General features: G+C 72.8%; 21 protein-coding genes and 1 tRNA gene. 6 read left to right on the top strand and 16 right to left on the bottom strand.

The window, feature by feature from the left end; genetic code table 11:
• Positions 1 to 112 precede the first annotated feature (112 nt).
• Positions 113 to 1,093 carry a phytanoyl-CoA dioxygenase family protein gene (locus tag GV155_RS06775; protein WP_160006423.1) on the bottom strand — a complete coding sequence of 327 codons (981 nt, stop codon included), beginning with the start codon at positions 1,091 to 1,093 and terminating at the stop codon, positions 113 to 115.
• On the bottom strand, positions 1,084 to 1,893 hold the full coding sequence (locus GV155_RS06770) for a class I SAM-dependent methyltransferase (protein ID WP_160006421.1): 810 nt from the start codon (positions 1,891 to 1,893) through the stop codon (positions 1,084 to 1,086). The genes GV155_RS06775 and GV155_RS06770 overlap by 10 nt, the downstream gene beginning before the upstream one ends.
• 160 nt (positions 1,894 to 2,053) lie before the next feature.
• On the opposite strand from GV155_RS06770, the gene GV155_RS06765 reads away from it, so the two are divergent.
• Complete coding sequence (locus tag GV155_RS06765) at positions 2,054 to 2,866, top strand: class I SAM-dependent methyltransferase (protein ID WP_160006419.1); 813 nt, start codon at positions 2,054 to 2,056, stop codon at positions 2,864 to 2,866.
• On the top strand, positions 2,863 to 3,630 hold the full coding sequence (locus GV155_RS06760; protein WP_160006417.1) for an SDR family NAD(P)-dependent oxidoreductase: 768 nt from the start codon (positions 2,863 to 2,865) through the stop codon (positions 3,628 to 3,630). The genes GV155_RS06765 and GV155_RS06760 overlap by 4 nt, the downstream gene beginning before the upstream one ends.
• A 29-nt stretch (positions 3,631 to 3,659) precedes the next feature.
• Here GV155_RS06760 and GV155_RS06755 read toward each other — a convergent pair whose 3' ends face one another.
• Complete coding sequence (locus tag GV155_RS06755) at positions 3,660 to 5,720, bottom strand: PhoX family protein (protein ID WP_160006415.1); 2,061 nt, start codon at positions 5,718 to 5,720, stop codon at positions 3,660 to 3,662.
• 199 nt (positions 5,721 to 5,919) lie between these two features.
• Here GV155_RS06755 and GV155_RS06750 point away from each other — a divergent pair, with 199 nt between their 5' ends.
• Together GV155_RS06750 and GV155_RS06745 are read left to right on the top strand one after the other, a co-directional pair.
• Entirely contained in the window at positions 5,920 to 7,398 is a 1,479-nt protein-coding gene (locus GV155_RS06750; protein WP_160006413.1) for a flavin-containing monooxygenase, read from the top strand.
• A gap of 43 nt (positions 7,399 to 7,441) precedes the next feature.
• A complete protein-coding gene (locus GV155_RS06745) occupies positions 7,442 to 9,589 on the top strand; it encodes an MMPL family transporter (protein WP_160006411.1) in 2,148 nt (715 codons plus the stop codon).
• Between the two features lie 278 nt (positions 9,590 to 9,867).
• Here GV155_RS06745 and GV155_RS06740 read toward each other — a convergent pair.
• The 8 genes from GV155_RS06740 to GV155_RS06710 all read right to left on the bottom strand — a co-directional run bounded on the left by GV155_RS06740 (position 9,868) and on the right by GV155_RS06710 (position 15,982).
• Positions 9,868 to 9,943, bottom strand: a tRNA-Ala gene (locus tag GV155_RS06740).
• 467 nt (positions 9,944 to 10,410) lie between these two features.
• A complete protein-coding gene (locus GV155_RS06735; protein ID WP_160006409.1) occupies positions 10,411 to 11,961 on the bottom strand; it encodes an HNH endonuclease signature motif containing protein in 1,551 nt (516 codons plus the stop codon).
• Between the two features lie 331 nt (positions 11,962 to 12,292).
• A complete protein-coding gene (locus tag GV155_RS06730; RefSeq protein WP_160006407.1) occupies positions 12,293 to 12,925 on the bottom strand; it encodes a histidine phosphatase family protein in 633 nt (210 codons plus the stop codon).
• Positions 12,922 to 13,299 (bottom strand): ribosome silencing factor, encoded by a 378-nt coding sequence (gene rsfS, locus GV155_RS06725; RefSeq protein ID WP_160006405.1) that lies wholly within the window; start codon positions 13,297 to 13,299, stop codon positions 12,922 to 12,924. Before rsfS ends, GV155_RS06730 begins: the two co-directional genes overlap by 4 nt.
• Positions 13,296 to 14,012 carry a nicotinate-nucleotide adenylyltransferase gene (nadD, locus tag GV155_RS06720; protein ID WP_160006403.1) on the bottom strand — a complete coding sequence of 239 codons (717 nt, stop codon included), beginning with the start codon at positions 14,010 to 14,012 and terminating at the stop codon, positions 13,296 to 13,298. Before nadD ends, rsfS begins: the two co-directional genes overlap by 4 nt.
• Positions 14,013 to 14,017: 5 nt before the next feature.
• The gene (locus GV155_RS20425; protein ID WP_201300089.1) at positions 14,018 to 14,176 is read right to left on the bottom strand and encodes a hypothetical protein; all 159 of its coding nucleotides are present in this window, start codon (positions 14,174 to 14,176) and stop codon (positions 14,018 to 14,020) included.
• Positions 14,177 to 14,217: 41 nt separating this feature from the next.
• Positions 14,218 to 14,730: a hypothetical protein gene (locus GV155_RS06715; protein WP_160006401.1), complete on the bottom strand. Its 513-nt coding sequence runs from the start codon at positions 14,728 to 14,730 to the stop codon at positions 14,218 to 14,220.
• Positions 14,711 to 15,982, bottom strand: a complete 1,272-nt coding sequence (locus tag GV155_RS06710) for a glutamate-5-semialdehyde dehydrogenase (RefSeq protein ID WP_160006399.1) — start codon at positions 15,980 to 15,982, stop codon at positions 14,711 to 14,713. Before GV155_RS06710 ends, GV155_RS06715 begins: the two co-directional genes overlap by 20 nt.
• A 134-nt stretch (positions 15,983 to 16,116) precedes the next feature.
• Between GV155_RS06710 and GV155_RS06705 the strand changes: the two genes are divergently transcribed.
• Positions 16,117 to 17,685: a lysyl oxidase family protein gene (locus tag GV155_RS06705; protein WP_160006397.1), complete on the top strand. Its 1,569-nt coding sequence runs from the start codon at positions 16,117 to 16,119 to the stop codon at positions 17,683 to 17,685.
• 90 nt (positions 17,686 to 17,775) lie between these two features.
• Here GV155_RS06705 and GV155_RS06700 read toward each other — a convergent pair whose 3' ends face one another.
• The 5 genes from GV155_RS06700 to GV155_RS06680 form a co-directional block, all read right to left on the bottom strand.
• Positions 17,776 to 19,353, bottom strand: a complete 1,578-nt coding sequence (locus tag GV155_RS06700) for a 4-coumarate--CoA ligase family protein (RefSeq protein WP_160006395.1) — start codon at positions 19,351 to 19,353, stop codon at positions 17,776 to 17,778.
• Between the two features lie 147 nt (positions 19,354 to 19,500).
• Positions 19,501 to 20,463, bottom strand: a complete 963-nt coding sequence (locus tag GV155_RS06695) for an electron transfer flavoprotein subunit alpha/FixB family protein (protein WP_160006393.1) — start codon at positions 20,461 to 20,463, stop codon at positions 19,501 to 19,503.
• Positions 20,464 to 20,487: 24 nt separating this feature from the next.
• Positions 20,488 to 21,273 carry an electron transfer flavoprotein subunit beta/FixA family protein gene (locus GV155_RS06690; protein WP_236554102.1) on the bottom strand — a complete coding sequence of 262 codons (786 nt, stop codon included), beginning with the start codon at positions 21,271 to 21,273 and terminating at the stop codon, positions 20,488 to 20,490.
• Positions 21,274 to 21,450: 177 nt separating this feature from the next.
• Positions 21,451 to 21,972, bottom strand: a complete 522-nt coding sequence (locus GV155_RS20665) for a hypothetical protein (RefSeq protein WP_236554100.1) — start codon at positions 21,970 to 21,972, stop codon at positions 21,451 to 21,453.
• An 80-nt stretch (positions 21,973 to 22,052) separates the two neighbouring features.
• Complete coding sequence (locus GV155_RS06680) at positions 22,053 to 22,832, bottom strand: enoyl-CoA hydratase/isomerase family protein (protein ID WP_160006389.1); 780 nt, start codon at positions 22,830 to 22,832, stop codon at positions 22,053 to 22,055.
• A 140-nt stretch (positions 22,833 to 22,972) separates the two neighbouring features.
• On the opposite strand from GV155_RS06680, the gene GV155_RS06675 reads away from it, so the two are divergent.
• Entirely contained in the window at positions 22,973 to 25,267 is a 2,295-nt protein-coding gene (locus tag GV155_RS06675; protein WP_236554098.1) for a glycogen debranching protein, read from the top strand.
• Positions 25,268 to 25,295 lie beyond the last annotated feature (28 nt).

Here is a 25,295-nt window from a genome sequence, read left to right as displayed (position 1 = left end):
GGAGGGGTGGCCGCGCGATCCGGGGCGGGATCAGCGCGGCTGGCGAAGGAGCAGCTCGCGGGTGGGCACGCGCCCACTGTAGCGCGTGCCGCTCCCCCGCCGCCTGCGAGCCTCAGCCGTGGCCGACCACCGGGTTGAGCCGGCTGCGGGCCACCGCCCCGGGCTCGGTGTCGGGCAGGAACTCCTGCCAGGTGCCGCTGATCATCGTCGGCGCGTCCACCACGCGCGCCCCGTCGGCGAAGTAGGTCGTGGCCAGCGCCCGGCGCGGCTGCGTCGTCCGGTTCGGGCCGGCGGTGTGGAAGCACAGCGACGAGTGGAAGCTGACCTCCCCGACGGCGTACGGGGTCTCGGTGACCTGCACCCCGGAGGCGCCGAAGCGTTGCGAGACGGCGACGTCGTAGGTCGTGCCGACCTTGTCGAACTCCAGCCCGGCGAGCACCTCGCGCAGCTCCGTGCCGTGGGCGAAGGACAGCGGGCCCATCGGCGCCGGGATGGCCGAGACCGGCATCCAGGCGGTGACGACCTGGAGCGAGTCGAGTGGGAAGTGCTCGTCGTCGTGGTGCCACGGCGTGCGTCCGCAGCCGGGCTCCTTGGACAGCGCGTTGTCGTGGTAGATCCGCACGCCGTCCTCGCCGAGCAGGGTGGCGGCGATGCCGCCGATCCGGGGCGACAGCGCGACCAGGCGCATCAGGTCGTCGTGCAGCCACATCTGCTCCAGTGCCAGGAACCGGCCGGCGGTGTCGGTGCCGTGCTCGGCGACGAGCAGCTCCTGGAGCCGGTCGGCCAGCCGCCGCACGACGGCCGGCGGCAGCACGCCGGGCAGCTTGACGAACGCATCGCCGCGGAACGCCTCGACCGCCGCGGGCGCGACGTCGTACGGCGTGGCCAGCAGCGCCTCGACCTCGGCGTCCGAGGCCGGCGCTACGTCGGGCAGGCCGGGACCCTCGACGAGCGGGCCGGCCGCCTCGGGGTTGGCGGCCAGGGTGACGTACCAGTCCCACCACTGCTGGTCGTCGCCCGCCCAGGCGGCGTCGATGCCGCCGGCGCGGTTGGCCTCGGGGAGCTTGTCGTTGACCCGGTCGTTCACAGCCACAGCAGTGCCGCCTCGTGCTCGAAGGTGTAGGTGCCGTCGGTGCCCCGGCAGGCGGCGAGGTGGTCGCCCAGCACCGGGGCGGCCTCCATCTCCTCCAGGGACAGGGTGTCGTCGAAGAGGCAGCGCTGGAGGAAGCCCTCGGCGACCGCGCGGTCGGCGGTGCCGCTGGTGTAGCGGATCCGCCCCTCGCGCACGTCCGCGCCGGCGCCCACGAGCGCGTCGCGGACCTGCTCGGCGCTGGTGTACGGCGCGAGGTCCGCGCCTCCGGCCACCCCGGCGCGGTAGGCCTCGTAGAAGGCCACGTAGTGCCCCGCGGAGGTGGCCTGGGCGACGAAGCCGAGGCCGCCCGGCGCGATCGCGCCGACGAACCGCTCCGCGGCGAGGCCGAGCTCCGCGGGGGGCACGGCGTACAGCGCGTGGGTGGCCCACACCACGTCGTAGGTGAGCCCCTCGGGCAGGTCCTGCAGCGTGACCACGTGCTCGGCGGCGGCCGCGAACGGCGGCTCGAGGCGCGCGCGGGCCTCGGCGACCGAGAACGCCGACGGGTCCAGGAGGTCGTAGGCGATCGGGGGCTCGGCGGGCAGCCCGGCGTAGGTCGTCAGCGCGACCGGGAACTTCCCGCTCCCGCACGCCACGTCGAGGATGCTGCGGCGGCCGGCCAGCAGCGAGGGCCAGTCGGCCGCCTCGGCGAGGCGCCGGTAGTCGGCGGTGGCCAGCACGTAGAAGGCTTCCATCTCCGCGCGGCCGGCCTCGCTCCAGTGGGCCAGGCTGCGGTCTGCGGTGTCCTGGGACGACGTCACCGGGTTGCTCCTTGGTCGGGTCGTGCCGATCGGGCTCTAGCAGTCCGAGGGGGCGGACCACGGACGGGGCGGGTGTGCTCCGGGCAGGACGACCGTGGTTGCGTGTGCAGCCTACGACGACGCGGCCACCTGCCAGGCAGCACAGCCCGAGGAGACACGCGTGACGCCTGATCCGGACACCTACGCCCGGGGGCACGCCCTGTTCGAGGCCCGCTCCGACCAGCGGTCGAGGATCGTGTCCTGGCTCGGGGACCGGCTCGCGCGACGGGCCGGCGACGACCACCTGTCGGTCCTCTCGGTCGGCTGCGGTGACGGCACCGTCGACCGGGCGCTGGCCGCACGCGCCTGCGCCGAGGCCGCTCCCGGGGCCACCCGGTCCTGGACCGGCGTGGACCCGCACTCCCCCGGGGTGGCCTCCTTCGTGGCCGGCCTCGAGGGTCTGGGACGGGAGCAGCTGGCCGTGCGCGGGCACGTCGGCACCTTCGACAGCCTCCTCACCGGGCCGGACGAGCGGTTCGACGTGGTCGTCTTCGTGCACTCGCTCTACTACGTGCCCGACCTCGACGCCGCGCTCGGCCGCGCGGTGGCGATGCTCGCCCCGGGCGGCGAGCTGCTGGTGCTGCACGCCCCGCTGGGGGCCCTCAACGAGCTGGTCGCCGACCTCGCCCCGCCCGCGGCCGGCGGTCCGCAGCCCTGGAGCGACGCCGTCGCGGCCGCCCTGGCGCGGCTGCCGGTCGACGTGGCCGCGGAGGACCTCGCCTCGACGGTCGACCTCGACGGTGGCGACGGGGACGACCCGGCCCTGCTCGACTTCACGGTGCAGACGGTCCTGGACGACGCGGCGCGCACCGCCGTCGTGGAGCGCCTGCGCCGGTCCGCCGAGCCCGGCCCGGGGTTGCGGGTGGCGCACCCGGTGACCGCGTTCGTGGTCCACCCCCGCGGGGACACCCCTCCCCTACGATCCGGGGCATGACACAGACGGTGAACGACCTCTTCCGGCTCGACGGCAAGGTGGCGCTGGTGACCGGCGCCTCGAGCGGGCTCGGCGTGGCCTTCGCGCAGGCGCTGGCCGAGGCCGGCGCCGACGTCGTGCTCGGCGCCCGGCGCACCGACCGGCTCAAGGACACCGCCGCGCTGGTCGAGGCGGCCGGGCGACGCGCGGTCACCGTGACCACCGACGTCTCCGACCCCGACTCCTGCCAGGCGATGGTGGACGCGGCGATGGAGCAGCTCGGCCGGGTCGACGTCCTGGTCAACAACGCCGGCATCGGCACCGCGGTGCCGGCCACCCGCGAGACCCCCGAGCAGTTCCGCGGGGTCATCGACGTCAACCTCAACGGCTGCTACTGGATGGCGCAGTCCTGCGCCCGGGTGATGCAGCCCGGCTCGAGCATCGTCAACATCTCCTCCGTGCTCGGCCTGACGACCGCGGCGCTGCCCCAGGCCGCGTACGCCGCCTCGAAGGCCGGCCTGATCGGCCTGACGCGGGACCTCGCGCAGCAGTGGACCGGCCGCAAGGGGATCCGCGTCAACGCGGTCGCGCCGGGGTTCTTCACCTCCGAGATGACCGACCAGTACCCCGACGGCTACCTGGAGGCGCAGCAGCAGCGGATCCCGGCCGGCCGCAAGGGCGACCCCGCCGAGCTGGCCGCGGCCGTGGTGTTCCTGGCCTCGGCCGCCGGCGGCTACGTCACCGGCCAGACCCTCGCCGTCGACGGCGGGATGACCATCGCCTGATCACCCGCCGTCGACGCGCTGCGCCGGGGTCAGCGGGCCTTGAAGGCCACGCAGACCGAGGGCCGCGGGAAGTCGTTCGTGTGCGGCCAGGTGCTGTACGGCGCGTCGAAGGTCGACCCGTCGTCCTCACCGGGGTGCTGCACCGCGAAGAACAGCGAGCGGCTGCCGTCGGCGATGAGCGGGCCGCAGGCCTCGGCGCCCCGCGGCACCGAGAGGAACTGCTGCACCTTGCCGCGCTCGGGGCCCTCGACGGGGACCCGGAAGACGCCGTCGTTGGAGCCCAGCGCGTTGCCGTCCGTGGACACCCACAGGTTGCCGCGGTCGTCGAAGGTGACGTTGTCGGGGCAGCTGATCGGGCTGACCTGGTCCTTGGGGAACCCCCCGAAGTAGGTCTCCGCCGCCGACGGGTCGCCGCACACCAGGAGCAGGTTCCAGGTGAAGGTCGTCCCGGCGTGGTTGCCCCGGTCCGGGGTCATCTCGAGCACGTAGCCGTTGCGGTTGCCCGCGACCGGGTTGGGCTCGTCGACCGGGAAGGTGGTGCCGCGCTGGGTGTTGTTGGTCAGCGCGGCGTACACCTTGCCGTTGACGGGGTTGTGCTCGACGTCCTCGGGGCGGTCCATCCGGGTCGGGGCGTCGCCGCTCGCCGCGACGCGGTCGGCGGCGAGGCGGGTGAAGACGAGGACGTCGGCGACGTCCATCCCGTCGACGAAGGACTCGGTGTCGCTGCAGAGCGGGATCCACTTCCCGGTGCCGTCCGAGACGCCGTCCGTGGTGCCGTCGCCGGTGAGCTGGGCGACGTAGAGCGTGCCCTTGGTGAGCAGCTGCATGTTGTTGCGCTTGGCCTTGCGGCCCGCGCCCGGGGCGTAGGTGCCCGCGGAGACGAACTTGTAGAGGTAGTCGCCACGCTCGTCGTCGCCCATGTGTGCCACCGCGCGGCCGTTGCGCGCGATGACGACGTTGGCGCCCTCGTGCTTGAAGCGGCCCAGCATCGTGTGCTTGCGCGGGGTCGAGGACGGGTCGGTCGGGTCGACCTCGACCACCCAGCCGAAGCGGTGCGGCTCGTTCGGCTCGTTGCCCAGCCCGAAGCGGGGGTCCACGCTGCTCCAGCCGCGCCCGGTGCCGCCGGCGATGCCGTAGCGGGCGTACGCGGCGGCGTTCTCGGTCGGCACCACGCCGTCGAAGTACTGGTTGAAGTTCTCCTCCCCGGAGAGCACGGTGCCCCAGGGGGTCATCCCGCCGGCGCAGTTGTTCAGCGTGCCCAGCGCCTCCCGCCCGGTCGGGTCCGCGGTGGTCTTCAGGCGCTCGTCGCCGGCGGCGGGGCCGTCGATCTCGAAGGGGGTCTCGATGTGGATCCGGCGGTTCTGCGGGGCGCGCTTGAAGTTCTTGACCTGGCGCCACGAGCCGGGGACCAGGCCGCGCTTGACCGTGACCACCGACATGCCGTGGTTGCGCATCGAGATCATCTTGATCTCCTCGGCCGTGTAGGTGTCGGCCGGGAACATCAGCTCCTCGTTGGTGTACTCGTGGTTGACCACGAGCAGCGCCTTGTCGCCCGTGGTCGGGAGCAGCCCGACGTAGTCGCAGTTGTAGCCGAACTGCTGCACGGCGGCCTCGGGGGTCTGCGCCCGGGCGTCGAACTTCGGCGCGCCGGGGAGGATCGGGTCGCCCCACCGGATGATCACGTCGTGCGTGAAGCCCGGCGCGGTGCGCACCGCGTCGACGGTGTTGGGCGCGACCGGACGGAACGGCGTGGTGCCGAGGTTCGCGGTGGTCCGGGCGGCCGCGGCGGCGCGGGAGGCGGCGTCGCCCTCGGCCGCGGCGACCGGGCTGGCCACGAGGCCGCCGAGGGAGCCGGCGGCACCGGCGACACCGAGGACCGCGGCGCCCTGGAGCACCCGCCGGCGACCCACGACCTTGGTGATCTCGTCCTGCACGTGGCCGTGCTCGGTGGTGTTCGGGACCGGCATGTCGCAGGCGCTGCCGCAGCGGTAGTGGCAGGTGGCCAGGCTGCGGGAGCCGTGCCGGCGGGCACCGCCGCCGACCGGGGTCAGGGGCAGCAAGGTGCGCGGCAGGGGCTGTGCGGGTGTCATCTGGTCTCCTCTGCCCGGTCGACCGGGCGGTGGCTCTGCGTGGACGACCGCAACGTAGGTCGCCGGGCGGGGCCCGCCGGCGACCCCGACCTTGCCGGCGGGTGAACGGGGGGTGAAGGTGTCGCCCCTTCCTCGCGGGGCACGCCCGCGGTGGGGGGCGGGTGGACGGCGCGCAGCCCGGACGCCCAGACTGCGGGTCGTGCGGGCAGTCATCGTGGGGGCAGGGTTCGGCGGTCTCGGAGCAGCGCGTGCGTTGCGGGAGGCCGGCGTCGAGGACGTCGTGGTGCTCGAGCGGGCGGAGAGCGCCGGAGGCGTCTGGCGGGACAACACCTACCCCGACGCGGCCTGCGACGTGCCGTCCCCGCTGTACTCGTGGTCGTGGGCGCCCAACCCCGGCTGGGGCCGGCGCTACTCCCGGCAGCCCGAGATCCTGGCCTACCTCCGCGACGCCGCCGAGCGCGAGGGCCTGCTGGACCTGGTCGTGCCCGGTCAGGACGTCGTGCAGGTCGTGCTCGACGAGGAGTCGGGGACCTGGACCGTGCGGACCCGCGCCGGGCGCACCTTCACCGCCGACGTGGTGGTCTCGGCCGTGGGCCAGCTCTCCAACCCCGTGGTGCCCCCGGTCGAGGGCGCCGACGACTTCGCCGGGCCTGCCTTCCACTCCGCGCACTGGCGCCACGACGTCGACCTGACCGGCAAGCGGGTGGCCGTGGTCGGCACCGGCGCCAGCGCGATCCAGTTCGTGCCCGGCATCGTCGACCGGGTCGCGGCGATGACGGTCTTCCAGCGCTCCGCGCCCTACGTCGTCCCCAAGCCCGACCAGGAGTACGGCCCGCGCTACCGCCGCGCGTTCGAGCAGCGTCCGCGCACCCTGGCCGTGGAGCGCGGCGCGGTCTTCTGGCTCTCCGAGCGGCTCAACTCGGCCCTCGGCGGTCAGGCGCGCACCTCCCGACCGACGCTGGCCGCGGTCCGGGCGGCCTGGCGCCTCCAGCTGCGTCGTCAGGTCCGTGACGCCGGGCTGCGCCGTCGGCTGGTGCCGGACTACCCGATCGGCTGCAAGCGGCTGCTCTTCTCCAACGACTGGTACCCCGCGCTGGACCGCGACCACGTCGACGTCGTGACCGCGCCGGTCGACCGGGTCGAGGCCGGCGGGGTGCGTACCGCGGACGGGACCCTGCACGAGGCCGACGTGCTGATCTGGGGCACGGGCTTCGCCGCGACCTCCTTCCTGGCCGGGATCGAGGTCGTCGGGGTCGACGGACGGCGGCTGCACCACGACACCTGGGCCGGCGGCGCGTGGGCGCACCGCGGCCTGAGCGTGCCCGGATTCCCGCACCTGTTCCTCATCTACGGACCGAACACGAACCTCGGCGGCAGCTCCATCATCAACATGATGGAGGCGCAGGCCGGCTACGTGGCCGAGGTCGCCGCCGAGGTCGCCCGCCGCCGCGCCGCCGGCGACCGGGGGCTGCTCGACGTGCGACCCGAGGTCGCCACCGGGTGGGACGCCGAGGTCCAGGACCGGCTCGCCGACAGCGCCTGGGCGGGCTGCGACAGCTGGTACAAGGAGGGCAGCAGGATCACCACCAACTGGCCCGGCACCGTCGCGGAGTACCAGCAGCGGGTCACCTCGGTGGACTGGGACGAGCTCAAGCCGGCGCGGACCCCCGGGACGTAGTACTCGGGTGCGGACCGCCGGGGGTTCTGCTCCACTGGATGTCATGAACCGTGGTCTCGCGGGCATCCTGACCGGACGGGTCACCTCGTGGCTCGTCGTCGTGGCGTGGCTGCTGGTGATGGCCGGGTCCGCGGGGTTCGCTGCCAAGCTGGCCGACGTCCAGAACAACGAGGCCTCCTCGTGGCTGCCGGAGTCGGCCGAGTCGACCCGGGCCCTCGAGCGGCTCGCGCCGTTCCAGGACCCGAACGCCATCCCCACCGTCGTGGTGTACGAGCGGGCCGCCGGGCTCACCGAGGCCGATCTCGCCGCGATCGAGGACCAGGCGGCGGAGATCGGCACGATCGACGGCGTCGCCGAGCCCACCGAGGGCCGCGCCCCTCCCGTCGTCAGCCCCGCCACCGCCGAGCAGCTCGGCTTCCCGGCGGTCTCGGAGGACGGTCGGGTCGCGCAGACCAGCGTCACCTTCGACCTCGGAGCCGAGGGCTGGAACGAGATGCCCGGCATCGCCGACGAGCTGCGGTCCATCGCGGCGCTGGACGGCGTGGAGGTCTACGTCGCGGGCGCCGGCGGCCAGGCCGCCGACTCCGCCGAGGCGTTCGGCGGCATCGACACCACCCTGCTCGCTGCGACCCTGGGCATCGTCATCCTGATCCTGCTGCTCACCTACCGCAGCCCGATCCTGTGGGTCCTGCCGATCCTGAGCGCGATCGTGGCGCTGTTCGTCTCGCAGGCCCTGATCTACTTCCTCGCCCGGGACGCCGGCCTCACCGTGAACGGTCAGTCGTACGCGATCCTCACCATCCTGGTGATCGGCGCCGGCACGGACTACGCCCTGCTGCTGGTGGCGCGCTACCGCGAGGAGCTCCGCCGCCACGCGGACCGGCACGAGGCGATGGCCTTCGCGCTGCACCGGGCCGCCCCGGCCCTGCTGGCCAGTGCCGCGACCGTGGCCCTGGGCATGCTGTGCCTGCTGTTCGCCGACATGAACTCCACCGCCGGCCTCGGGCCGGTCGCGGCGATCGGCATCACCGTGACCTTCGTCGTCATGGTCACCCTGCTGCCCGCCCTCCTGGTGATCACCGGCCGATGGATCTTCTGGCCGCGCCGACCCGGGTTCGGCTCCGCGGAGCCGACGCAGAACGGTGTCTGGGCCAGGGTCGGGCGCTGGATCACCCCCCGGCCGCGCCAGGTCTGGGTGGTCACCTCCGTGCTGCTGGCGATCGCCTGCCTGGGTCTGCTCCGCCTCGACACGAACGGGCTCTCGACCGAGGACTCCTACACCGAGGAGTTCCAGTCCGTGACCGGTCAGCAGGTCCTGGTGGACGCCGGTCTGGTCGACCAGTCCAACACGGTGATGGTGGTGGCCCGGGCCGGCACCGACGCCGCGGTCGCCGAGGCGCTGACGGGTCTCGAGGGCGTGGAGCCGCCCAAGCCCGCGGTCACGTCCGGTGACGTCACTTTCGTCGAGGCCGCCATCGGCTCCGACCCCGCCTCGACCGCGGCCTTCGCCACCGTCGAACGGGTCCGCGACGCGGTGCACGACCTCGACGGCGCCGACGCGCTGGTGGGCGGCAGCTCGGCGTTCTTCCTCGACACCCGGGACGCCGCCAACCGCGACAACCTCGTGATCATCCCGGTCATCCTGCTGCTGGTGCTGCTCATCCTGATGGTCCTGCTGCGCTCGGTGCTGGCGCCCGTCATCCTGATCGTGACGGTCGTGCTCTCCTTCGGGGCCGCCCTCGGGATCTCGGCTGTCCTGTTCGAGTACGTCTTCGGGTTCGCCGGGTCCGACCCCGGCTTCCCCCTCTTCGCGTTCGTGTTCCTGGTGGCCCTCGGAATCGACTACAACATCTTCCTGATGACCCGGGTCCGCGAGGAGACGAGGCACTCCGGCACCCGTACGGGCGCCCTGGTGGCGCTGACCTCCACCGGTGGGGTGATCACCAGCGCCGGCCTGGTGCTGGCCGCCACGTTCCTGGTGCTGGGCACCATCCCCGTGGTCTTCCTCGCCCAGCTCGGCGTCGCCGTCGCGCTCGGCGTCATGCTGGACACCATGGTCGTGCGCTCCGTGCTGGTCACCGCGATCAACATGGACCTCGGCGGACGGATCTGGTGGCCGAGCCGTCTCGACGCCGCGGGCCACGCCGCCGCACCGGCCGAGGCGCGCGTCCCGGCCGGACACGCGCGCTAGACACGGACGTCGTCGGGGGCTTCCTCGCCGACGATCTTGCGGGAACGCGCGACAGCGTCCTGCCACAAGGTCTTCCAAACGAAGACGCGCCGGTTCCTTTCGAGCACGGACAGGAGCGACTCCGCCTCCGTCGGGACCGGTGTCGAGAGGGACCTCGCTGCTCCTTCGCTCATGGCAGGAACCTGGGCGAAGCCACTGCCCACACGGCGACCGCGACTGGCGCGGGAAGCAGAACGGCGGTCCACCTGCGTCTCCGCAAGTAGACCGCCGTTTGTCTTTGGTGGAGCTGAGGGGACTCGAACCCCTGACCCTCTGCATGCCATGCAGATGCGCTACCAGCTGCGCCACAGCCCCAGACCTGCCGCCGTGCTGGCGACTCGGGAGATATTACAAGCACCCCACCTCAGACGCGAATCAGGGGGTCCCCGGTGGAGGGGTGGCGTCCCGCGCCCGTCTGCGAACCCCAAAACGGACGCCAGCCCCCGGAGGTCGAGGAGCGAGCGCAGCAAGCGTCACGAGACCACGCCGCTCCCCGGTGGTCGAGGGGGCGAGCGGCGGCCCCGGTGGTCGAGTAGCGAGCGGCGGCCCCGGTGGTCGAGGAGCGAGCGCCAGCGAGCGTCACGAGACCAGTCGCGGTGAGTCGGCCCGTGGGCCGGGCCGGCGGGTCCGGTCGGGTCGCGATCTGGTGTCACCGGGTGGCACCAGATCGCGAGTCGAGAGTCGCCGTGTGCCCGGGGGAAGGCCCGGGCGTGCCGGTACCGCCGGTGGGGCGTGCCCGGTCCGGCGGTACGGCTGCTGCTGCTGCGGGTAGCGGCTGTGGGTCAGAACGGTGGGGTTTCGTTGCGGGGTGGTGACTCGGCGGCACCGCCGGGTTCGTCTGCAGCCGAAGGTGACGGGTCCGGGTACGGGGTGGTGTCCGGTTCCTCGGGCAGCGGGTCGGGTGGTGGACCGGGTGGGAGCTGGTCGATGGGGTGCGTCCCGGCGTGCGATCTCAGGTACCGCTCGCCCTGGGGACTTCGCCAGAGGTAGAGCCCGGGGCCGAGGACGTCGTAGTCCCAGCCCATGTGCGTCTTCGCCCTGTGGTGCTGCCGGCAGGCGGGGGCGACGTTCCCGGTCTCGGTCGGGCCCTCGGGGTACGGGATCACGTGTTCCATGTCGGTGAAGACCGCCGGGTTGGTGCACCACGGGAAGACGCATGTGAGGTCGCGCAGCTGGGTCTGTTCCTTGAGGCGGTCGGAGCACTCGTAGGAGTCGCAGTGGATCGTCTCGGCCAGGTCCAGGACCGGCCGGATCGTGATGCTCGCCGCGGTCCGCGCCCACTCGCGGACCTGCGCGGTGGTGATCGGGCCCTTGGCGGGGTGCCGGTTGTCCAACCGCGACACCAGGGCGTCATTGACGGAGCCGGCGCCCGCCTGGAAGAACGGGTTGAACACCCCACCGGGGATGTGGGCGAACAACACCAGGGCCGGCCCCACCGGCCCCGCCGGCGCCGTAGGTGTCTTCCCGGTGTCGGTGTTGTCGGTGGGCAGGGTCTGCTCGCCGAGGGCCAGGGAGCCCAGGGCCTGGGAGCGGCGGACGTCGAGGGACTCAGTCGATCCGTCCTCGGCGTAGGCCTTCGCCCGGTCCCGGACCGCTGCTTCGAGGGCCATGGCGTCGGCGAGGTCGAGGCCGGCGTCGAGCTGCACGGTGCCGTCGACATGCTGCGAGAGGCCGATGCGGCAGTACCTGCCGTCGGCGGCAGCCTTCCGCTTCTCCTCCGCCGCGGCGGGGTCCCACCGCAGGAGCGCCTCGTCGGTCAGGCGGCACAGCTGGGCATAGGAGATGGAGTGGGCGAACGGTGCGACGAGCCGGTCGACCTCGGCTGCGCCGTCCTCGCACAGGGCCATGGTCTTCTCTGCGACGAGCCGGGCCCGCCAGACCGGGCACGCACCGGACACGACGCGTTCCCACAACAGGGGGAGGCGGTAGCGCAGCTCCAACGTGATCGCGATCTGGTCGGCACCGGACCTGGTCGAGACCTCCAGTGCTGCGGAGATCTCGATGACCGCGGACTCACGCACCAACGGACACCCGACACCACCAAGGGACAGGCCGTGGTCGCCGTACCCGGCGATCCACATCGCCTCGTCGTCGCGCAGTGCTTCGTTCGCGACGCACCACTCCACGATCGACTGCAGGACGGCGACCTCGGCCGCGGCGCGGACCGCCTTCGCGTTCTTGACCTCGGCCAGCAGGGCGGCCCGGGTGGCTTCGCGGCGGTTGTCGAGCTCGTGGACCCAGTCGAAGAACGAGGGGTCGGGGGACATGACGGCTTCCACCTGGACGTCGAGCATCGGGTCGGGCCCGGTGCTGTGGTCTGGGGTGGTGTTCATGGATCTAGTATAGTCGAACAGGTGTTCGATCATCAGTGGACCTACGTCCCTGTGGAGGGGTCTCGTGACGCTCGCTGCGCTCGCTCCTCGACCACCGTGGTGCTGCGCGAGTCTCGTGACGCTCGCTGGCGCTCGCTCCTCGACCACCGTGGTGCTGCGCGGGTCTCGTGACGCTCGCTGCGCTCGCTCCTCGACCACCGGGCTTGGTCTCGTGACGCTCGCTGCGCTCGCTCCTCGACCACCGTGGCTGGCGCTCGCTCCTCGACCACCGTGGCTGGCGCTCGCTCCTCGACCACCGGGTGCTCGCGACCACCGGGGTGGCCGGGGCGGGTCAGGCGTCGGCGGTGCGGTTGTAGGCGCGCAGGCGCAGCGTGCCGGGGCCGTCGGGGTCGACCTTGTGCTCGTCGAGGACGACCCAGCCGCAGTTGTCGAGGCCGTGCAGGGCCGAGAGCGCGGAGAGGGGCCAGCCCAGGAGGGCGGTGACCGCCGTACGGATGGCGGCGCCGTGGGAGACCGCGACCGCGGTGCCGCCGGCCGGGGTGGCGGCGAGGAGCTCGCTGAGGACGTCGCTCATCCGGGAGGCGACCGCAGCGGTCGCCTCTCCCCCGGCGACCGCGTCGAAGTCGCCGAGCCGGAACCGGGCGAACTCCTCGGGCGCCAGCTCGGCGAACTCGGCGTGGGTCAGACCCTCGCGCTCGCCGAGGAAGAACTCGCGCAGCCGGGCGTCGTAGGTCGGCTCGAGGCCGGTCTCCTTGGCGACGTAGGCCGCCGTGGAGCGGGTGCGGCCGAGGTCGGAGCACCACAGCACGTCCGGCTCGAGGGCGGCGACGGCCACGGCCGCCCGGGCGGCCTGGTCGTGCCCGGTGTCGTCGAGGTCGACGTCGACCTGGCCCTGGATGCGGCTGGCGGCGTTGTGCGCGGTGCGGCCGTGGCGGAGCAGGACGAGCGAGCGGGGCTCGCTCACCGGGCCCCGCCGTCGACGTCCACCGGGAGCTCGATCAGGGGGCAGTCGCGCCACAGCCGCTCGAGGGCGTAGAACTCGCGCTCCTCCTCGTGCTGCACGTGGACGACGATCTCGCCGTAGTCGAGCAGCACCCACCGGCCCTGGCGCTCGCCCTCGCGACGCAGCGGCTTGGCGCCGGCCTCGCGGAGCTTGGCCTGGACCTCGTCGACGACGGCCTTGACCTGGCGGTCGCTGGGCGCGCTGGCGATGACGAAGACGTCGGTGATCGCGAGCTGGTCGCTGACGTCGAAGGCGACGATCTGGTGGGCGAGCTTGTCACCCGCGGCGCGGGCCGCGACGTGGGTCAGCTCGACGGCGTGGTCGGTGGCGGTCATCTGTCTCCGGAGGTGCTGGTGAGGGTGGGTGGGTCGTGACGTGCGAGGTCGGGGTAGAGCCCGTGCTTGGTGATGTACTGCACCACACCGTCCGGCACGAGGTACCAGACGGGCTGTCCCGCGCGCTGCCGGTCACGGCAGTCGGTGGACGAGATGGCCAGGGCGGGGATCTCCAGCATGGCCACCCGGTCCGAGGGGATCGCCGCCAGCGCGGCGTCGTCCATCTCGTAGCCCGGGCGGGTGCAGCCGACGAAGTGCGCGAGGTCGAAGAGCTGCTCGTGGCCGCGCCAGCCGAAGATGCCGGCCAGCGCGTCGGCGCCGGTGATGAAGTAGAGCTCGACGTCGGGCATCGCGGCGCGCAGGTCGCGCAGGGTGTCGACGGTGTACGTCGGCCCGCCCCGGTCGACGTCGACCCGGGACACCCAGAAGCGGGGGTTGGCCGCGGTCGCGATCACCGTCATCAGGTAGCGGTGCTCCGCCGGGGAGACCTCGCGACCCGACTTCTGCCAGGGCTGGCCGGTCGGGACGAACACGACCTCGTCGAGGTCGTAGGACGACTGGACCTCGGAGGCCGCGACGAGGTGGCCGTGGTGGATCGGGTCGAAGGTGCCGCCCATGACGCCGACGCGGCGGCGCCGGCCGGGCCGGGCCGGCCCTCCGTCGATCGCGTCGCCCACGGTGGTCGCGGCGCTCGCACTGGTCGCGGGGGTCATCGGGCTCAGCTGTGCTCGCGGCCCCCGCCGAAGGACACCAGCCCGATCAGCATGCCCAGGAAGATCAGCAGCACGAGCCCGCCGATCAGCCAGTGGTTGGGGCCACCGTGGGCACCCTCCTCAGCGGCACGGAGGACCAGGGGGAGGACGAGGCTCTGCGACATGCCCGCAGCCTACCGGTCCCCCGCGGCCGGCCGGTCCCGGCTCAGCCCAGCAGGTGGCCGATCCCCTGCAGGATCACGAAGAACTGCACCGACCGCCCGGCCACGATGGTGGCCACGAACGCCAGCCGGTTCAGGTGGAGCGCCCCGGCCAGCGGCGCGACGACCAGCAGCGGCGGCAGCCCGACCAGCGAGGCGGTGAACAGCACCCCGACCACCAGCAGGGGTCGGCCCTCGGCGCGGGCGGTCCAGGACTCGTAGCGCGCACGGACCGCGGGCTTCTCCAGCCGCTTGGCCATCCACCTGCTGTCGGTGCCGCGCCGCGCGGCCTCGTACCAGACGATCTTGCCGAGGGCCTGGCCGAACGCCGCGGTGGTCGCCAGCGGGAGCGCCCCCGTGGTGCCGACCTGCGAGGCGACGACACCGAGGTAGGCCTCGATGTTGACGACCGGGAAGAACGCCGAGAGGACCGAGACACCGAAGGTGCTCCAGAGCAGCTCCATCAGCGTGCCCTCACCGGGTCCGGGGACGAGACGCTCACCGGACGTGGCCGTCACCGGTGACGACGTACTTGGTCGAGGTCATCTCGGGCAGGCCCATCGGCCCGCGCGCGTGCAGCTTCTGGGTGCTGATCCCGATCTCGGCGCCGAAGCCGAGCTCGGCGCCGTCGGTGAAGCGCGTCGACGCGTTCACCAGGACCACCGCGGAGTCGACCGCCGCCACGAAGCGGCGCGCCGCGCCCTGGTCGCGGGTGAGGATCGCCTCGGAGTGACCGCTGGAGAAGCGCCGCACGTGCCCGATCGCGGCCTCCAGGTCCGGCACGACCGCGGCGCTGAGGTCCAGCGACAGGTACTCCCGGGCGTGGTCGTCGTCAGTGGCCGGGACCACCCCGTCGTACGCCGCGAACGCGGGGTCGCCGTGCACGGTGACGCCGGCCGCCTGCAGGGCCTCGACCACCCGGGGCAGGAAGGCGTCGGCGACGTCGGCGTGCACCAGCAACGACTCGGCGGCGTTGCAGACGCTGGTGCGCTGCGTCTTGGCGTTCAGCACCACCGCGAGCGCCTGGTCGAGGTCGGCGGAGGCGTCGACGTAGACGTGGCAGTTGCCGACGCCGGTCTCGATGACGGGGACGGTCGAGCCCTCCACCACGCTGCGGATCAGCCCCGCTCCCCCGCGCGGCACCAGGACGTCGACCAGCCCACGGGCCCGCATCAGCGCGGTCACGCTGTCCCGGCTACGACTGTCGACCAGCTGCACGACGTCGGCGGGCAGCCCGGTGCCGGCGACCGCCGCACGCAGCGCGTCGACGACGGCGGCGTTGGTCCGCGCGGCCGAGGAGCTGCCCCGGAGCAGGACGGCGTTGCCGGACTTCAGGCAGATCCCGGCCGCGTCCGCGGTGACGTTGGGCCGCGCCTCGTAGACCACGGCCACCACGCCCAGGGGCACCCGCACCTGCCGCAGCTCGAGCCCGTTGGCCAGGGTCGACCCCCGGACGACCTCGCCGACCGGGTCCGGGAGGTCGGCGACGTCGCGGAGCCCGGCGGCCATCGCGCCGAGCCGGGCGGGGTCCAGGCGCAGGCGGTCGACGACCGACGGCTCGGTGCCGCCCCGCTCCGCGGCAGCCACGTCGTCGGCGTTGGCGGCCAGCACGGCGTCCTCCGCGGCGACCAGCGCCGCAGCCATCGCCCGCAGCGCCTCGTCCTTGCGGGCGCGGGTCGCCAGGGCGAGGTCCCAGGAGGCGGTCCGCGCGCGGCCGGCCTGCTCGGCGACGGCGGTCGCGGCGTCGTACGTCCCGGGGCCCGCCACCATGCTCCGAGCCTAGAGCAGGACACGCCGCGACCAGACCATCCGAGAAATCCGTCCACCCGACGCAACCATCCGCCAGGGTGAGGCGTCTACAGGTCGGACCACGGTGGTCCGCACCACCTCCTAAGGGGAACTTCGTGACCTCACCACGCCGGCTCGTCGCCGCAGCCGTCCTCTCCACCGCCTGTGCCGCCGGCACGCTCGCCGCCCCCGGCCCGGCCGTTGCCGGCCCCGGCCACGAGGACCCGGGCGGTCCCGGGGACGTCACCACCTTCGACGGGCCCCTGGCCCTGATGGGCCCGACGACGTTGCAGGCCCAGAAGGACGGCCGCTTCTCCTACCTCGACCTCCGGGTCCGCGCGGTCGCCGGCGCCGGTGACCTCGAGGTGCGCAGCAACCGTCCCGCCACCGACCCCTACGACGGCCCGATCACCACCACCTGGACCCTCGGCGAGCAGTCCGGGACGTTCGGGAGCGACCTGCAGGACGACTTCTCCGGTCTCCCCGGCCTGCTCGAGGTCTCCTTCACCGACGCCGCCGGCGACCCGGTCGGTCGCACCCGGCCGGTCACCGCCTGCCTCAACGGCGACTCCGAGCGCATCCAGCCTGAGGGCGCCGCCTCCAACGCCTACCCGTGGGGCTGCCCCTACAACCCGTACACCCTGGGGTCCGTGCAGGGCGTGCAGGACGGGTACGCCACCCGCCTCTGGGCCGGCACCCGCACCCGCCTGGCCGTCGGCTCCTACACCGCGACGATCGCCGTCGGCGACCGGTACGCCGACGCGTGGGGCCTCGACCCCGAGGAGTCGCACGTCGACGTGCCGCTGACCGTCCGCAAGGCCGGCGACCGCGGACCCGACTGGCAGATGGGGTGGCGCGACCAGCAGGCCCAGGCGCAGGCACGCACCGCCGGGGGCCAGGGCGTCGCCCCGCGACCCGCGACGGCCGAGCCCGCGCCGCGCGCCGCGGCCGACCTCCCCGAGGGCACCCCGATGCCCGACCTCCGCTCGCTGCCGGCCTTCGAGATCGGCCTGAACGGCAAGGGCACGCAGATGAGCTTCGCCGCGAACGTCTGGAACGGCGGTGACAGCCCCCTGGTCGTCGACGGCTTCCGGACCGCCGACGAGGACACGATGGCGGCCTACCAGTACTTCTTCGACACCGACGGTGACCAGGTCGCCTACCAGTCGGTCGAGGAGAGCGGCTTCTACTGGCACGCCGAGAACCACCGGCACTGGCACTTCGAGGACTTCGCCCGCTACCAGCTGCTCGACGCGGACAAGCAGGTCGTCCGTGACTCCGGCAAGGTCTCGTTCTGCCTGGCCAACACCGACGCGGTCGACTACACCGTCGCCGGCGCCGACTGGCACCCGGAGAACACCGACCTCTCCACCGCGTGCGGCAACCGCAGGTCGCTCTCGGTGCGCGAGGTCCTCTCGGCCGGCTCGGGCGACACCTACGCGCAGTACCGCGCCGGGCAGGCCTTCGGCCGGATCAAGAGCCTCGAGGACGGCACGTACTACGTCCGCGTCAGCGCCAACCCGAACGGCGCCCTCGTGGAGTCCGACACCACCAACAACCAGGTGGACCGGAGGGTCACGCTCGACACCCGCAAGGACGGCCGTCGGGTCGTCCGCGCCGAGAAGGTCGGCGTGGTCGACGAGGTGTGGAACTTCGGCGGGTTCGGGTTCGGGTTCTTCCGCTGAGCAGTCCTCCTCCCAGCACGCGACGGGCCCCGACCGGATCTCCGGTCGGGGCCCGTCGTGCGTGCCGGTCCTGCGCTCAGGCGGGCGCGCTCAGGCGGGCACCCGGTCGCGCAGCACCCGGCGCAGGATCTTGCCGGAGGCCGACTTCGGGATCTCGTCGACGACCACCACGTGGCCCAGCCGCTTGTAGGTCGCGACCTCGGCGGCGACGTACGCCTTCACGTCCTCGGCGCTCAGCGTGGAGCCGGGCTTCAGCACCACGAAGCCCACCGGGATCTCGCCGGCCTCCTCGTCGGGGGTGCCGACCACCGCGGCGTCGGTGATCTCGTCGTGCGTCAGCAGCACCGACTCGAGCTCGGCCGGCGGGACCTGGAAGCCCTTGTACTTGATGAGCTCCTTGAGGCGGTCGACGATGTAGACGTGCCCGTCGTCGTCGATCCGGGCGATGTCGCCGGTGTGCAGCCAGCCCTGCGCGTCCCGGGTGGCGTCGGAGTCCTCGGGACGACCGAGGTAGCCCTTCATCACCTGCGGCCCGCGCACCCACAGCTCGCCCTCGGCGTCGATCCCGAGGCTGTCGCCCGAGGCCGGGTCGACGATCATGCACTCGGTGCCGGGCACCGTGACCCCCACCGACCCCGGCTTGTAGTCGCCGGGCACGGTCATGTGGGAGACCGGCGACATCTCGGTCATGCCGTAGCCCTGCACGACCTCGCAGCCCAGGCGGGTCGCGGCGAGCTCACCGGTCTCGGCCGAGAGCGGCGCCGCCCCGGACATCACGTAGCCCATCGAGCCGAGGTCGTACTGGTCGACCAGCGGGTGCTTGGCCAGCGCCACCACGATCGGCGGCGCGACGTAGGCGCGGGTGCAGCCGTGCTCGGCGTTGAGGCGGAGGTACATCTCGAGGTCGAAGCGCGGCATCGTGATCACCGTCGCGCCGGCGCGCAGTCCCGCGTTCATCAGCACCTGCATGCCGTAGATGTGGAAGAACGGCAGCACCGCCACGAAGGACTCGTCGTCGGAGAGCTTGCCGGCATCGATGACCTGGGCGATGTTGGCCACCAGGTTGCCGTGGGTCAGCATCACGCCCTTGGACAGCCCGGTCGTGCCGGAGGAGTACGGCAGCGCCACGACGTCGTCGCGACCGACCGGGACCTGCTCGGCCAGGGGCTCCCCGAAGAGCTCGGCCGCGTCGCGGGCGCCGCGCAGGTCGCCGTCCTCGGTCCCCCCGAGCACGAAGACCTCCTCGACCGTGGTGTCCGCCGAGGCCTGCTGGGCGGTCTCGAGGAACATCCCGATCGTCACCATGAACCGCGGCTTCGCGTCCTTGATCTGGTGCGCCATCTCCTTGGCGGTGTAGGTCGGGTTGATCGTGGTGATCGCGCCCCCGGCCAGGGCCACCCCGTGGAAGACCACGGCGTACTCGGGGATGTTCGGCGACAGCAGCGCGAGGGTGTCGCCGGGCCCGAAGCCGCGGGCGGCCAGACCGCCGGCGAACCGGCGTACCTGCTCGTGGAGCTGGCCGTAGGTGAGCGTGCGCCCGGTGGGGCCGTCGACCAGGGCCGGCTGGTCGGCGCGGTCCGCGGCGTGCTCGAAGCAGTACGACGTCAGCGCGACGTCGGGGATCTCGACGGCCGGCAGGGGGCTCGTGTGGATGTGGGGCTCGCTCATGGCGGTGACGTGTCCTCCAGGTCGGGTGCGGGGCTGCGTGCGCCACGATCCTGCCAGAGCGGTGTGAGCGCCGTCATAGGTCTGGACGCACGTCGGCCCGCCACCCACGTGGGGCGGCGGGCCGACGGGCCGGACGGTGCTGCGGGCTCAGCCCTTGCGCTTGGTGATCTCCTCGGTCGCGGCCGGGAGGATCGCGTGCAGGTCGCCGACGACGCCGAAGTCGACGAGCTCGAAGATCGGCGCCTCCTCGTCCTTGTTGACCGCGATGATGGTCTTCGAGGTCTGCATCCCGGCGCGGTGCTGGATCGCGCCGGAGATGCCGTTGGCGACGTAGAGCTGCGGCGAGACGGTCTTGCCGGTCTGGCCGACCTGGAAGCTGTGCGGCATCCAGCCGGAGTCGACCGCGGCGCGCGAGGCGCCCACGGCCGCACCCAGGGCGTCGGCGAGGCCCTCGATCGGTGCGAAGTCGCCGCCGGTGCCACGACCGCCCGAGACCACGATGGCGGCCTCGGTCAGCTCGGGGCGGCCCGAGGCCTGCCGCGGCTGCGAGGCCACGACCTTGGCCAGCTTGGCGGCGTCCGAGATGGTCGGGGCGAAGTTCTCCACCGCGCCGGCGCCGGCGGTCTGCTCGGGCTCGGCCGAGTTCGGCTTGACGGTGATGATCGGCGTGCCCTGCGTGACCTTCGACCGGGTGGTCCAGCTGCCGGCGAAGACGCTCTGGGTGGTGACCGGGACGCCACCGTCGGACTGCACGTCCACGGCGTCGGTGATCAGGCCCGACTCGGTCTTGATCGCCAGGCGGGCACCGATCTCCTTGCCCTCCGAGGTGGAGGGGATGAGCACGGCGGCGGGCGAGGCCTGCTGCACGAGCTGCTGCAGGGTCTCGGCCTTGGGGGCCACCAGGTAGCCGCGGATCTCGCTGTCGTCGACGACGTAGATCTTCTCGGCGCCGTAGGCGGTGAGCTTCTCGGTCGCCTCCTGCGCCTTGTCGGCAGGGCCGATGAAGACGGCGGACGGCTCCCCGAGGCGCTTGGCGATAGCCAGCAGCTCGTAGGTGGGCTTGCGGACGGCTCCCTCGACGTGGTCGACGAGCACCAGGACTTCAGACATCGGTGTCTCCTCTGCTTCCGCTGCTCAGATGAACTTCTTGGACGCGAGGAAGCCGGCCAGCGCGGGAGCGCCGGAGCCGTCCTCGTCCTTGACGATCTCGCCCTGCGAGCGCGGCGGGCGCTCGGTGGTCTCGTCGACCTCGCTCCAGGCGACCGAGAGCCCGACCAGCGACGGGTCGACCCCGATGTCGGCCAGCGACCAGGTCTGCATGGGCTTCTTCTTGGCCGCCATGATGCCCTTGAAGGACGGGTAGCGGGCCTCGCCGGTCTGGTCGGTCACCGACAGCACCAGCGGCATGGTGGCGCCGATGACCTCGGTGGAGGTGTCACCGTCGCGCTTGACGCGGACCTGATCGCCCTGGGTCTCGACGACCGAGGCCAGAGTGACCTGCGGCAGGCCCATCCGCTCGGCGAGCATGGCCGGGACCACGCTGCCGGAGGCGTCGGTGGAGGCCATCCCGCACATCACGAGGTCGACGGGGGTCTCCTCGCCGGCCTTCTCGACGGCCTTGGCCAGCACCAGCGAGGTGGCGATGTAGTCGGATCCGGCCACGGCCTCGTCCGAGACGTGGATGCCCTGGTCGCAGCCCATCTGCAGGGCCTTCCGCACGGCGTCGACGGCCTTCTCGGGACCGACGCACAGCGCGGTGACGGTGGTGGACGCGGGGTCCTCGGACTTCTCCTTGAGCTGCAGCGCCTGCTCGACGGCGTACTCGTCGAGCTCGGACAGCAGACCGTCCACACCGACGCGGTCCACGGTGTTGTCGGACTCGAAGCGCCGGTCGGCGGTGGCGTCGGGGACGTGCTTCACACAAACGACAATGTTCATAGGTGTTGGCCGGGAAGGCCCCTCCTGTGAGATCGGTGACGCGGGTGCGTCGACTCCACCACCGAGGTTACCGCCGCGTCACATCCTTGTGGACAGCGATCTTCTATGTGGTGACTCACACACCTCACCCCCCGCCGCGCGGGACGGTGCGCGCGTCGCTCAGGGGCGGATGATCTTGTCGAGCACCTTGCCGATGACCAGCCACGCGACGGCCCCGAGGCCCCAGTTGAACAGCGCGTTCTTGACGTCGGCGTTGCTCTTGGTGAACTCCTTGATCCCGTCGGTGCGGGAGAAGATGCCGAGGTCGACGGCGTTGGCTGCCTCGAGGACGAACCGGACGGCCTCGTTCTGACGGTTGGCGTCCAGGGTGATCAGCAGCGCACCGAGGGCCAGGACCAGCGCCAGCACGACCGCGACGGCCCAGATGATGCGGGCGAGCAGGGTGCGGACCCGGTTGGCGCCGTCGCCCACGACCGCGGCGGCCTTCTTGGCCCGGCCCTTGCCGTCCGTGCGACCGGCCTTCGTCTCCGCCTTCGCGGCCTTCTTGTCGGCCTTCGCCTCGGCCTTCTCGGCCTTCCGGGCCGCCTTGCCGTCCGTCTTCACGTCCGACGTCGCGCCCGACGTCGCGCCGGTCCCGGCGTCCGCCGACGCGTCGGTCTGCTGGTCCTGCTGCTCGCTCATCCGGTGCTCCTCGAAGTCCCCATGGTCCTGGCCCCTGCTGTCGTGCTCTGCTGCGTCGATCCTCGGACCCGTGTCGCGGGTCAGCGTCCCTCGAAGACGGCCTTGCCCGGGCCCTGGTCGACGAAGGATCGCATGCCGGCCTCGCGGTCGTGCGTGGCGAAGAGGGCCGCGAACTGCTGGCGCTCGATCTCCAGACCGGTGGCCAGGTCGACCTCGAGCCCGGCGTCGATGCTCTCCTTCGCGGCGCGCACGGCGTACGTCGCCGCCCCCGCGAACTGCCGGGCCCAGGCCACGGCCTGCTCGTAGACCTCGGCGGCCGGCACGACCCGGTCGACCATGCCGATCGCCAGGGCCTCGTCGGCCTTCACGAAGCGGCCCGTGAAGATGATGTCCTTGGCCTTGCTTGGACCGACCAGGCGCGCGAGCCGCTGGGTGCCGCCGGCGCCCGGGATGATGCCGAGCAGCACCTCCGGCTGGCCGAGCACGGCGTCCTCGGCGGCGAAGCGCACGTCCGCGGCCAGTGCCAGCTCGCAGCCACCGCCGAGGGCGTAGCCGGTGACGGCCGCGACGACGGGCTTGGGGATGGCCGCGACCGCGGTCACCGCGTCCTGCAGCGGCCGGGAGCGCTTGACCATGTCGACGTGCGACATGTCGGCCATCTCCTTGACGTCGTTGCCGGCGGCGAAGACGCGCTCGCCGCCGTAGACCACGACCGCCTTCACGTCGTCGCGGGCCGTGGCCTCGCGCGCGACCTCGACCAGCTCGTCCTGCACCTGGACGCTGATCGCGTTCATCTTCGGGCGGTCCAGCCGGATCGTGCCGACCCCGCCCTCGACCTCGAGACGTACCAGCTCACCCATGTCTGCGTGCCTCCTGCGATCGATGCTGCGTCGTGTTCCGGCGTACCGGTCGCCGAGCCTAGGGCACCGACGGCCCAGGAAGGTGACCTGCGGCACAGAACGGTCACCGGGGCGCGGCGCGGGATGGGATGATCCCGCCCGTGAACCCCACCTGGAGCCACCTCGGCGAGCGGAGCCCCGTCTGGCCGGGGCGCAACTGGCCGCTCGGCGCGACCTGGTCGTCCACGTCCACCAACTTCGCCGTGCACGCCCCCCGGGCGACCGCGGTGTGGGTGTGCGTGCTCGAGGACGACGGTGACGACGGCGCCTTCACCGAGACCCGTCACCTGCTGACCGAGCAGTCCCTGGGCATCTGGCACGGCGCCCTGCCCGGCATCGCGCCCGGGACCCGGTACGGCTTCCGCGCCCGCGGCCCGTGGGACCCCGCGCGGGGGTGCCGCTTCAACGAGCACCAGCTGCTCCTGGACCCGTTCGCCCGGGCCGTCAGCGGCGACCTGGGCTCCGGCCCCGGCATCTACGCCCACGACGTGGACGACCCGTCCCGGCCGAGCACCGTCGACTCGGCGCCCGTGGTGCCGCACGGCGTGGTCGTCGACGAGACCGAGGGCTCCTTCGACTGGCAGGGCGACCGGCCGCTGAAGCGGCGCTGGCGCGACACGGTCGTCTACGAGGCGCACGTCAAGGGCCTGACCGCCGCGCACCCCGACGTGCCCACCGAGCTGCGCGGGACGTACGCCGGGCTGGCCCACCCCGCGGTCACCGACTACCTGCGCGACCTCGGCGTGACCGCCGTCGAGCTGCTGCCGGTGCAGCAGTTCGTGAGCGAGCCGTTCCTGGCGGGCCGCGGGCTGAGCAACTACTGGGGCTACAACACCCTGGGCTTCCTGGCCCCGCACGGCGCGTACGCCGCCGCGGGCGACCGCGGCGGGCAGGTGAGGGAGTTCAAGGAGATGGTCCGGTCGCTGCACGAGGCCGGGCTCGAGGTCATCCTCGACGTGGTCTACAACCACACCGCCGAGGCCGGGCCGCTCGGCCCGACCCTGTCGTTCCGCGGGCTCGACGACAGCATCTACACCCGCCCCGAGGCCACACCGGACCCCACCGTGCCGCCCCCGGTCTCGACCACGACCGCTCCCCCGCCGGCCGTCGACGGCACCGGGGCCACCGACCAAGACCAGGCGCCCGACGAGGCAGCCGCCGCGCCGGCCGCGGTGCGGCCCGAGGACGTCGACCCGTACTGGGACGTGACCGGCTGCGGCAACACCGTCGACGCCGGTCACCCGTTCGCCCTGCGGCTGATCCTCGACTCGCTGCGCTACTGGGTCACCGAGATGCACGTGGACGGGTTCCGCTTCGACCTGCTGCCCGCGCTGTGCCGGGTGGACCGCCGCGTCGACATGGCCGCGCCGCTGCTGACCGCGATCGGCCAGGACCCGATCCTGCGGCACGTGAAGCTGGTCGCGGAGCCGTGGGACGCCTCCGGCGAGGGGTACCAGGTGGGCGGGTTCCCGCCGCCGTGGGTGGAGTGGAACGACCAGTACCGCGACCAGGTGCGCGACTTCTGGCGGGGTCACGGAGACGGCATCCGGTCGGTCGCGACCCGGTTGGCGGGGTCCTCCGACCTCTACGCCGACGACGGCCGCTCGCCGTACAACTCGGTCAACATGGTCACCGCGCACGACGGGTTCACCCTGCGGGACCTCGTCACCTACGACCACAAGCACAACGAGGCCAACGGCGAGGACAACCGCGACGGCACCGACGGCAACCGGTCCTGGAACCACGGCGTCGAGGGCGAGACCGACGACGAGGGCGTCGTCGCGCTGCGGCAGCGGCAGGCCGCGAACCTGATGGCGACGCTCTGCCTCAGCGCCGGGGTGCCGATGATCGTGGCCGGCGACGAGCGGGGGCGCACGCAGCACGGCAACAACAACGCCTACTGCCAGGACAACGCGATGTCGTGGGTCGACTGGCGGCCCGAGGCCTCCTGGCCGGCGCTGCACCGGCTCACCCGGGCGGCCCTGGCGCTGCGCCGCTCGGAGCCGGCGCTGCGGCAGCGGCACTGGTTCGAGGGACGGCCGACGATGACCGGTGGCCCCAAGGACCTGGTCTGGCTGCACCCCACGGGGCGCGAGATGACCTCCGACGACTGGCACGACGACGGCCAGCGCGTCGTCGGGATGTTCGTGTCCGGAACGCCCCTGCGCTCCCCCGGCCCGCGCGGTGAGCAGCAGGTCGTCGCCTCGTTCCTGATGTGGTTCAACGCCGGCCCCGACGCGGTCACGCTCTCGCTGCCGGACAACGACTGGGTGCGGCAGGGCGCGGTCGCGCTGTCGACCGACCCGGACCACGCCGTCGGCGAGGCGGTGCTGGCCGGGCAGGAGCTGGGGCTGGCCGGACGCAGCGTGGTCGTGCTGCGTCAGACGGGGACCTGACGGCCCGGGGCGTCCGGGGCGTCCGGGG

The sequence above is a fragment of the Nocardioides sp. AX2bis genome (genome assembly GCF_902506435.1).
In the GTDB taxonomy this organism is placed as follows: Bacteria; Actinomycetota; Actinomycetes; order Propionibacteriales; family Nocardioidaceae; genus Nocardioides.
The sequence above is the reverse complement of the archived record's forward strand: the minus strand, read 5'-3'. Positions and strand labels throughout refer to the sequence as shown.

What these genes read in the sequence shown, in the direction of transcription:
- GV155_RS20665 (WP_236554100.1), bottom strand. Translation starts at nt 21,972, where the DNA reads ATGAGCGAGCAGCAGGACCAGCAGACCGACGCGTCGGCGGACGCCGGG.
- rsfS (WP_160006405.1), bottom strand. Translation starts at nt 13,299, where the DNA reads ATGACCGCCACCGACCACGCCGTCGAGCTGACCCACGTCGCGGCCCGC.
- GV155_RS06710 (WP_160006399.1), bottom strand. Translation starts at nt 15,982, where the DNA reads ATGGTGGCGGGCCCCGGGACGTACGACGCCGCGACCGCCGTCGCCGAG.
- GV155_RS20425 (WP_201300089.1), bottom strand. Translation starts at nt 14,176, where the DNA reads ATGTCGCAGAGCCTCGTCCTCCCCCTGGTCCTCCGTGCCGCTGAGGAG.
- GV155_RS06745 (WP_160006411.1), top strand. Translation starts at nt 7,442, where the DNA reads ATGAACCGTGGTCTCGCGGGCATCCTGACCGGACGGGTCACCTCGTGG.
- GV155_RS06680 (WP_160006389.1), bottom strand. Translation starts at nt 22,832, where the DNA reads ATGGGTGAGCTGGTACGTCTCGAGGTCGAGGGCGGGGTCGGCACGATC.
- GV155_RS06700 (WP_160006395.1), bottom strand. Translation starts at nt 19,353, where the DNA reads ATGAGCGAGCCCCACATCCACACGAGCCCCCTGCCGGCCGTCGAGATC.
- GV155_RS06760 (WP_160006417.1), top strand. Translation starts at nt 2,863, where the DNA reads ATGACACAGACGGTGAACGACCTCTTCCGGCTCGACGGCAAGGTGGCG.
- nadD (WP_160006403.1), bottom strand. Translation starts at nt 14,012, where the DNA reads ATGACCCCCGCGACCAGTGCGAGCGCCGCGACCACCGTGGGCGACGCG.
- GV155_RS06695 (WP_160006393.1), bottom strand. Translation starts at nt 20,463, where the DNA reads ATGTCTGAAGTCCTGGTGCTCGTCGACCACGTCGAGGGAGCCGTCCGC.
- GV155_RS06735 (WP_160006409.1), bottom strand. Translation starts at nt 11,961, where the DNA reads ATGAACACCACCCCAGACCACAGCACCGGGCCCGACCCGATGCTCGAC.
- GV155_RS06755 (WP_160006415.1), bottom strand. Translation starts at nt 5,720, where the DNA reads ATGACACCCGCACAGCCCCTGCCGCGCACCTTGCTGCCCCTGACCCCG.